8 protein-coding genes are annotated in these 9,537 nt (G+C 64.5%); all 8 read right to left on the minus strand.

Annotated elements, in window-relative coordinates; genetic code table 11:
* Position 1: 1 nt before the first annotated feature.
* Complete coding sequence (locus QX048_RS32915; protein WP_315827786.1) at positions 2-1,012, minus strand: branched-chain amino acid ABC transporter permease; 1,011 nt, start codon at positions 1,010-1,012, stop codon at positions 2-4.
* Between the two features lie 199 nt (positions 1,013-1,211).
* The gene (locus tag QX048_RS32920; protein WP_315827785.1) at positions 1,212-2,036 is read right to left on the minus strand and encodes an AraC family transcriptional regulator; all 825 of its coding nucleotides are present in this window, start codon (positions 2,034-2,036) and stop codon (positions 1,212-1,214) included.
* A 119-nt stretch (positions 2,037-2,155) separates the two neighbouring features.
* Positions 2,156-3,406 (minus strand): ABC transporter substrate-binding protein, encoded by a 1,251-nt coding sequence (locus QX048_RS32925; RefSeq protein WP_316200845.1) that lies wholly within the window; start codon positions 3,404-3,406, stop codon positions 2,156-2,158.
* A gap of 314 nt (positions 3,407-3,720) precedes the next feature.
* Positions 3,721-4,074 carry a hypothetical protein gene (locus QX048_RS32930; RefSeq protein ID WP_316159712.1) on the minus strand — a complete coding sequence of 118 codons (354 nt, stop codon included), beginning with the start codon at positions 4,072-4,074 and terminating at the stop codon, positions 3,721-3,723.
* A gap of 197 nt (positions 4,075-4,271) precedes the next feature.
* Positions 4,272-5,603 (minus strand): lysine N(6)-hydroxylase/L-ornithine N(5)-oxygenase family protein, encoded by a 1,332-nt coding sequence (locus QX048_RS32935; protein ID WP_315827783.1) that lies wholly within the window; start codon positions 5,601-5,603, stop codon positions 4,272-4,274.
* Between the two features lie 18 nt (positions 5,604-5,621).
* Positions 5,622-6,683: a GNAT family N-acetyltransferase gene (locus QX048_RS32940; protein WP_409999267.1), complete on the minus strand. Its 1,062-nt coding sequence runs from the start codon at positions 6,681-6,683 to the stop codon at positions 5,622-5,624.
* Between the two features lie 133 nt (positions 6,684-6,816).
* Positions 6,817-8,550, minus strand: coding sequence for a cyclic peptide export ABC transporter (locus QX048_RS32945; protein WP_315827781.1), 1,734 nt, complete (start codon positions 8,548-8,550; stop codon positions 6,817-6,819).
* Entirely contained in the window at positions 8,547-9,530 is a 984-nt protein-coding gene (locus tag QX048_RS32950; RefSeq protein ID WP_315827780.1) for an alpha/beta hydrolase, read from the minus strand. Before QX048_RS32950 ends, QX048_RS32945 begins: the two co-directional genes overlap by 4 nt.
* Positions 9,531-9,537: the final 7 nt, after the last annotated feature.

Here is a 9,537-nt window from a genome sequence, read left to right on the forward strand (position 1 = left end):
CTCATCGCCTCGCCAGGAGGCCCTGGGGCCGCAGCGCGAGCACCAGCACCATGATCAGGAAGGTCACGACGATCGCATAGGTCGGGATGTAGACCGAGCCAAGCTGCTCGGCGAGCCCAATGATCAGCGCGCCGAGCGCGGCTCCCGGGATCGATCCCATGCCGCCGACGATGACGACGACCAGCGAGGCCAGCAAAAAGCGCGTGTCCTCGCCGGGTGAGATCGACTGGAAGGTTCCGCCGACCACGCCGGCAATGCCGGCCAGCCCCGCGCCCAGTGCGAACACCAGCACGAAGACGAGCTGAATCTGCACGCCGGTCGCCGCCAGGATCTCGCGATCATCCACGCCAGCGCGCACGATCATGCCGACGCGGGTGCGGTTGAGCGCGAGCCACATCGCGACGCCGATCACGACGGAGCCGCAGAAGATCACCAGCCGCACCAGCGGATACTGCAGGAACACAGCCTCGCCCGACGATTTCATCGCCGTCATCAGCGGCAGCTGTACCGGCCCGATCAGCCAGGCTGGCGTCTGGATCTGATAGAAGTCGCCGCCGAACGCCCACAGCATCAGATCGGCGAACACGATCGAGAGGCCGATCGTCACCATGGTCTGGCGCAGGTCCTGGCCCTCCATGCGGCGAAAGACGAGCAGTTGCAAGAGAACGCCGATGGCCGCGACGACGATGAAGGCGGCGGCGAAGGCGAGGATCCATGACCCGGTCGCGGCGGACACGCCGTAGCCCACATAGCCGCCGAGCAGATAGAGCGAGCCGTGCGCAAGGTTGACGTTTCGCATCAGACCGAAGATCAACGTGAAGCCGCTCGCGACCAGGAAATACAGTCCGCCCAGCGTGATGCCGTTGAACACCGCACTCAGGAACACCTTCTTGCGGCCGATCGCCTCCTCGAGCCCCGGCGGCCAGACGGCGAAGATCAGCCACGCCAGCAGCGCCAAGGCGAGAAGAAGAATGAGGGACCAGATCGGGTGACGCTCGATGAAGCGGCTCATCAGCCCGCCCTCACGACAAGAGGGACGGATCCGTCATCACAGCGGAAAGGCGCATTCAGCCGAAGATCGCCGGGTCTGCCGGCCATCGCTCGTCCTCCCTCGTCGGATCCTTTTGCGGATCACGTTGCCCAGAGTGTAGCGGCAGACGAGAGTGCGCACTTGATCGACAGTCTCTTTTCGCGCGACGCGCAGCAGCACGTCAGGCGCGCAGCACCTTTGCAGCGCGGCGATAGTCGGTCGGCGCCATGCCGACATTGCCGGCGAAGAAGCGAGTGAAGCCGCTCTGGGAGGTGAATCCGAGATCGAAGCCGATGTCGGCGATCGGCGCTTCCGTTGCCACGACGGCATCGAGCGCCCGCTCCATCAGCAGCGTATTCAGATAGAGATTGGGCGTCACTCCGGTCTGGCTGCGGAACAGCCGATAGAAATGCGGCCGCGACAGTCCGGATTCGCGGGCGATCTGATCGAGCTCGATCTCGGCGCATGGACTGTCCGACATCAGCTTGATGCACTTGCGAACACGAAAATCCGTCACTTCCGCGCATGGCCGCTCCGGCATCTGCTCCGAAACACGCCAGCTTTCCTCGTAACAACTGTCGATCAGCTGCCGCAGCTCGCCGTCGAGACAACCGAGCGATGGCGCGCCACATACCAACGCTGCGGCGCGGCGAATGCAGCGATCGAGCGCGGCGGTCCGCCGGAAGCAGGTACGACCAAACCGCAGGCCCTGCTCGCGCGCGGCCGATGGCGTGAACCACTCCGCATTGACGTAGAGCACGAAGAAGATGGCGCCGTTGCCGACATCGTTCGGCAGGAAATTGTGCGGTTCCCACGGATTGACCGCGACGATCCAGTTCTCGCCGATCTGATAATGCTGATCGCAGACGTCAATATCGGCCGGCGTCCCGCCAACGTGAAAGATCAGATGTCCCTCGCGATGGGCATGCACATTGAATGGCCGATTGAGCTGATAAACCGTCGCACGGCCGAAGCGAGCATGAAAGACGGCGAGCGCCCTACTCATCACTTCCTCACCGAAATGGTTCTTATTGTTCGTCAGCGTCGATCATTGCTTGGCAGAACGCAAGGGACGCGACGACGCGGCCCGAGCCCGCTCGAGCCGCGTCGCCCTCTGCAGAAAGGTCAGTACTTCTTACATTCAGGCACGGTGCGGCTCGGCAGGCCGATCTTGGCGAAGGTGGCGGCATCATATCCCAGCGTCTGGTTGACGTCGGGAATCACCTTCACCACCTTGCTGAACAGCGCGCCCTTGCCGTCGTCGACGACCTCGGTGACGAAGTTGGTGCCGATGGCTTGGCGGTTGGCGTCGAGCTTGATCTTGCCGTTGGGAGCATCGATCTCGATCTTCGCCAGCGCCGCCTTGAGCTTGGCCTGGTTGTTCGACAGATCGCCATTGACCTCGCGCAGCGCCAGGATCAACGCCATGGTCGAACCATAGTAGTTGGTGGCAAGCAGCGACGGGCTCGGGAAGCGCTTCTCCGGCGGGAACGAGTCCTGATAGGCCTTCACGAACTTCTGCCAGCGCGGATCCTCCCAGGTATCGGCCTGACCCGACGCCGCAATCGTACCGATCAGGGCGTTCTTGGCATTTCCCTTGGACGCCAGGATGGTCTGGTCGATCATGATCGAGCCGCCCATCAGGTGCGCCTTGCCGCCGGCCTGCTGATACTGGTTGAGGAAGTTGACGGCATCGGCGCCGCCGAGACCGAGATAGATCGCATCGACGTCATCGGGCAGCGCCGCAATCACCGACGCGAAATCCTTGGTGCCGAGCGGGACCCATTGCCGGCTGGTGATCTTGCCGCCCAGGCCGCAGAACTCCAGCGCCAGGCCGAACACCTGGGTGTAGATGAAGGAATAGTCTTCGCCGACGGTCGCGATCTTGCGATAGCCCTTGGTCTCGTAGGCATATTTGCCGAGGCCGACCTGCCATTGGGCGCCGTCCATGTTGAAGCGGAAGAAGTTCGGCGCGGGATCGACATAGGTCGTCTCCTGTGCGCCGGACGCGGCGTTCACGAAGGTCAGCTCAGGGTGCGTCTTGGCGAAGTTCTTGACGGCGATGCCCTCGTCGCCCGACAGCGGCGACAGCAGAATCTGTACCTTGTCCTGCTCGATCAGCTTGCGCACGGCACGGACGGCCGAGTCCGGCGTGGCGTCGGTCGACGCGACGACGAATTCCAGCTCCTTGTCGCCGACCTTCTTGCCGAGCACGTTCAACGCGGTGACATGTCCGCGCATCCCGTCCTCACCGAGCACGGTATAGGTGCCCTCCAGCGTCGCCGTGACGCCGACCTTGATCTTTTCCTGCGCGAATGCCGTGCCGGACAGCAAAAGCGCCGTGAACACGGCGATACCTACACTTCGCATGTGCATCGAACTCCTCCCTTGTCGCCCATTGCTGGGGCACACGAGCGTGTGCCGGCCACTGTTTCTCTGGCCATGTTGGCAGCGGACCTTCCCGGCGCCTCGCGTCATCTCTGACGAGCGACGGTCAGTCCCCATCGACCGCGGAGGCTACCGGATGAGCCGAGCGCGCGTGCAACCCGCCTGGCCTCGACCTTGACGACGAGTCTCATTTTCCATGATGCGACGCGATAAGGGCGTGATGCATTCCGCGTGCGTCGCGGTCCCGTCAGTCCCCGGTAGGCGTGGTCGGCGACCTCGCCCCGCTGCAGAGCCCGAGCAACTCAACTGCCTCGGCCCGGCTCCCTCGGATTCGTCTTGGCGTTCAGTCGCCGCGATCGTACCGTCACCCGGGAGCGACGAATGCGCCGCTTCCGGAATTCCAATCCGCACATGACGATATCGATGCTTTCATTCGGGTGCCGCACGCGGCGCCCGTGGAACGCGAGCCATTTCTCGACCTGCCGCACGACCACGCGGCCGAGGTCCAGCCGCCGCACCAGCTCTTCACGCGTATGCAGCGAGGCGATGTCGACGATGTAGTCGAGCCGCTCCGACATGGTCCGGCCGACGAGCCGCGCGTACTCACTCGATACCAGCAAGGTTACGACCCGCTCAGGCAGATGCGGCTCACCCATTTCCAATCCTGCACTCCACCGTGCCCACCGGCCGACCCGAAAGGTCGGCAATCCGGCAAATGCAGGCACGGCGCCCCCCGATGACAATTCGACCGTGACACGCCAGGGACGGCCCGGTCGCCGCGACGATATCCTTTCGCCTCATTCCACGACGCCGCGCGCGGCGCGCTCATCGTCGCTCTGCACTCGACTTTCCATCACGAGTACACGCGCTCCGCCCGGTCGTGAGACGGCGCTGCATCCTGGTCTCTCCCCGTTGTCGACACGAGCGACTTCGTGATCTCCTGAGCCCGCATCGGCAACACCGAGAGCAGCGTGTCGCTCAGGCCGTGCGAGGTTTCGGCGCAGCCTTGGACATAGACTTGTGGACAAAACGCCGGGCTTGTCTGCAGACGATAGTCGCGATCGAGCGACGCCGACTCGATGTAGCGGCTGATCGGATCGAGACACGCCGGGACCGGAGATCGCTCGTAGCCGGTGGCGAGCACGACGGCATCGTACACTGCCCGGCGGCGGACCTCCTCGTCCTTGTTGACGAACTCGAGCTCCATCCCCTCCGGGACGGCATGAGCTGCGACGATCTCGCTGCGCGGATGGAGCGTCAGCTTCCGAGCCCCGGCGACACGCTGTTGGTACGTCATCCGGTAGAGCTGATCGAGCAGGTCGGGGTCGACCACCGCATAATTGGTATTGCGGAAGCTGCGGACGATTTTATCGCGCTGGCTGTCGGACCGCGAATGGAAATAATCGGTGTAGTCCGGGTTGAAGATCTCGTTCACGAACGGGCTGCTATCGGCCGGCTTGAGGGCGTGCCCGCGGAAGACCAGATCGATGTGGGCGTCGGGAAACCGTTCGCTGAGATCGAGCGTGACTTCAGCCGCACTTTGCCCGCCGCCGACGACCGCCACCCGCGGCGACCGGCCGTCCGATCCTGCCGCAAGCAACGAGCCGAGATAGCCGCTGGTGTGCACGACGCGCGGATCCATCGCGATCGCTCGAAATACCGACGGGATGTGCGGCACGCCGCCGACGGCGGCCACGAGGTGCCGCGTGACGCGTGACCGTTCTTTCCCGTCAGCCATGCGCGTGAGCACGCGAAGCGCGGTGACGGACTGGCCGGCGTGCACGGGCTCGACAGCCTCGACCGTCTCTCCATACGCAACCATGCCGCTGAACTGACCGGCGACCCAACGGAGGTAGTCGTTGAACTCGATCCGGCTCGGATAGAACGTCTTGCAGTTGGTGAAGTCGAGCAGCCGCCCGGATTTGTGCAGGTAGTTGACGAAGGTGAACGGACTGGTCGGATCGCGAAGCGATACGAGGTCCTTGAGGAAGGAGATCTGCATGTTGCTGCCGGGCAGCAGCATGCCGCCATGCCACTTGAAGTCCTGTTGCTTCTCCAGGAACAGGGACCGGCATTTCAAGCGCTGCTGTCTCGCGCAATCGTCGAGCGCGATCGCCAGTGCGAGGTTCGATGGCCCGAAGCCAATGCCGACGACATCATAGTCAGGGGCAGGATGATACGACATGGTGATGCTCCGTCCGCGCTAGGCTTCTGTGGGTGCTTCATTGATCGCCGGCTGCCACAGCCGGTCGCCGAAGAAGCGCTCGCGCAGCAACATGACCAGGGTTGCCCGCTTGTGTGGGAAATCGAAGTTCTTGAGCCGGGCAAACCCAGCCAGATCCAGGTTGCGCAGCTGCTGCGAATGCGCCGCCGCCGGCTCGCCGACGATGCGCTCGGTGCGGCAATCGTCGAGGAACATGTAGTGCATGAGCGAGGGAAGCCAGGCCGTGATGAAGCGGCGGCCCCGGAAGCCGTCCTCGCCAACGATCACGTGCCAGCCGCGATCATAGTCCGCCGCATCGTAGAACGGCGCGATGCGATTTTCCTTCGCCCAATAGAGCTCGAAATAGCCGAACGGCTGATCACCGAAGGAGCCGATCAGCGGCACCATGTGCGGGTCCGACATGATCCGCGACAGATACTGTCGGTGCTTGTCGATATCCCCCGCTTCGTTCCAGAACGAGTCCACCCGCGGATCGTTGAGCCAGCGGTGGACCAGCGGGAGATCGTGAGCGATGTCGACGACGCGAAAACTGACGACGTCGGACAGCCAGGGAATGAAGCGGGCGTAGACGGTGCCGACCGGCTTGGGCGGCCGCCGCGGATGGCGCCTGCCGTCGGTCATCGCGTAGGACAGTGGAAACGCCGGGCGTGCGGCGTCCGTCAGCCAGTTCTCGCGAAGCTGCATCACCATGTCCGGATACAACGCCAGCCTGCCGTCGGTCACGACCGCAACGCCGTCTTTCGCCAAGGCCGATGCTGCCGCCGGGTTGTCGTCAAGCGTGATGACGAGCCTCTCGAGCGACGGCGCCCAGCCGAAGACCGCTTCGGCCATTGCCGCCACTCCGCGCGACACCCGGCGCCAATCATCGATCCCGTCGTGCACGATCAGACGCGTCAGTTCGCCATCCGGCCGAAGCGACAGCAATGGCGCGCCGTCCGCGATCACCCGGAGCCCGTCATCGTCGCGAACGACCGACATTGTCGCATCGGTTGCGACAGGGAATGTCCGGACACTACCCCTAGCGCTCGCAGTCGCGCTCATGCGAACTCCTTCCCTCTCATTGATCTGCACGGGCGCCATCTCTGTCCACTCCCGCTCAGGATGTAGATCGGCCGGCACGACGAAGACAACAAAGTCTGTAGCGCTGTCTTTAGATTAACTACAAAGATGCGGCTCACGGATTCGATGCTCCAAGCGACGGAGCGGGCTCCTGCATAACGGTCGTGAGCGTGCGTTGCCTTTGTGCCGGCTCGCGGCGTTCAGCGGCGTCGCTGGCGTCAATCCGACCGTCGCGCAGGCGCACGATCCGATCGGCGCAGTGGAAGTAGCGATCGTCGTGTGAGATCACGATGATCGTCTTGCCCAGACGTTTGAGGTCGGCGAGCAGCTCGGTGTAGAAGATTTGACGGAACGCCGGGTCCTGATCGGCCGCCCATTCGTCGAACACCAGCACCGGGCGTCCCTCGATCCAGGCATTGATCAGGGCGAGCCGCTTGCGCTGGCCCGTCGACAGGTCGGTGGTTGAGAATGCGCCGCCATCGATCGAGACCTTGTGGGCGAGCTCGAGACGGTCGAGATAGCGCTGCGCGAGCTCCGGCCGCTGACTGCTCTGCTGCGCCAAGGTGTCGAACAGGAAATAGTCCGAGAATATTGTGGTGAAGAGCTGCCGATAGTCGTCGCGGGTCTCGTTGACGACCGGGCTGCCGTCGCGCAGCAGCACGCCGCGGTCGGGCACATAGAGGCCGAGCAGCAGCTTGATCAGCGTCGTCTTGCCGCTGCCGTTTTCACCGACGATGAAGACGATCTCGCCGCGGCGAATGCGAAGGTCGATCGGTCCGATGGTGAAGGGGCGTTCGGACGACGACGCCGGGAAGGCGTAGGAGACGCCGCGCAGTTCGATCGATTCGATCTGGTCGGCGGTTCGATCCTGCGGATCATCGAGCAGTTCCGCCTCTGTGGCGGTGAAACGGTCCGACAGCTCGGCGATCCGGCGCATCGCGACCTGCGCGCGGCCGAGCGACGGCAGCATGCCGATCAACTGGTCGATCGGTCCGCGCATGAACAGCAGCACCAGAACGAAGCCGCTGGACACCGAGGCCGGGCTGTCGGGCCACAGCAGTGGACGCAGCACCAGAGCGGTCCCGATCACCAGGAACAGGAGAACCGTCCCGAGCGCACGCGCCGTCACGAGCAGATTGATGGCCTTGATCTGCACGTTGCCGATCCGGTCGACCGTCCGCCCGATCAGATCGACATGGACGTGGCGCCGGCGCGGGCGATGCAGGCGCAACTCCTTGGCGCCTTCGGAGATCGCGCGGTAATGCTTCTGCAGGTCGTCTTCGTATTGGCGCGCGAGAGTGAAGCCCATCATTCCGCGCTTGCGGGCGAGATAATGGACGAACGACCCGAGCGCGATCAAGGCTGCCGTGACCAGGAACAGCGGCCACGACAGCACCGCCAAGTAGATCAGGCAGCCGGCGACGATGACGCCCGACACCAGGAAGGCCGGAAAGAAGAACGCGAAATCGCTGATGGCGTCGACATCCTTGGTCAGGACCGGGATGAGGCGGTGCGACCGATAGGATTCGAGCTGGTCGATCGGCGCCGTCAGGATCTTGGCGGCCAACGACTTGCGCAACGAGGCCACGATCCGCTGGCCGACGACATTCGCGCTGATGTCAGAGCCGACCGACCCGATCACGATCAGAATGCAGAGACCCGCGAACGAGGCGACGAGGCCACCGACGTCGCCTGCCCCTGCGTAGAGGCCGCGGTTCACCACGGCGAGCAGGCCCGCAACGCTGGCGCCGCCGAGGAGACCGAGCAGAATGGCTGCGGCGAGCAGCAGCCAATAGGGTCGCAGCAGGCTTCCGACGCTGGCAACGCCTGGATTGGATGACGTCATCATGGATTGCCGGCTCCCATTCGCGTGGCGAAGACAGCGGCGAGCTTGGCGCCGATGTCGGCGCGGGCGTGCAAAGCGTCCGGAACCACGTTGCCCATGCGCAGGAACTCGTGGATCATGCCGGGATAGACCTTCAGATCCACGGCGGCGCCGGCCGCGCGCAAGCGTGCGGCATAGGCCCTTCCCTCGTCCGCCAGCGGATCGAACTCGGGGAGCAGGATCAGCGCGGGCGCGACGCGCGTGAGATCGGACGCGGCCAGCGGCGCAAATCGCCAGTCGTGGCGATCGGCGTCATGGCGGAGATAGTGGTCGAAGAACCAGTCCACGGTCTCGCGCTCGAGCAGATAACCCGAACCGTATTTCTCGTAGGAGTCCGAGACCTGCTGCGGGCTGAGCCCGGGATAGGCGAGGACCTGAAGGACAGGCTGCGGTAAGGCCCGGTCGTCGCGCGCGGCGATCGCCAGCGCCGCGGCCAGCGTGCCCCCCGCACTGTCGCCGCCGATCGCGACCCGCCGCGGGTCGAGGCCAAGCGCAGGCCCCTCGCGCCCGATCCAGGCGAGGGCATCGACGCAGTCCTCGAATGCCGTCGGAAAGCGGTGCTCCGGCGCCAGCCGGTAGGCGATCGACAGCACTGCCGCGCCGCTGTCATCGGCAAGGCCCCGGCACAACGGCTGGTGCGAGTCGAGGCTGCCGACGACGAAGCCGCCGCCATGCATGTAGAGCAGCACGGGCATCGGATCGGCGACGTCCAACGGCCGCGCTGCATAGAGGCGCCCGGCAATCTCCGTCGCGTCGCGCATCGGCAGCGCAAGCTGCCTCTCGAAGGCGAGCGGCGGCGGATCGACATCCAGCAGCGGCGAGGAGGCGTCGAAATCGGCACGCGCCTGCGCTGGCGTCAGTTGCGGAAACGGAATGCGCGCGCCCGATTCCGTTCCGAGCTGGATCATCTCGAGCAGTGCCGCGATATCAGGATGAAGGCCCATGGTCACC

Origin of the sequence: Bradyrhizobium sp. SZCCHNS30572, from assembly GCF_032484415.1 — a bacterium.
Lineage (GTDB): Bacteria > Pseudomonadota > Alphaproteobacteria > Rhizobiales > Xanthobacteraceae > Bradyrhizobium.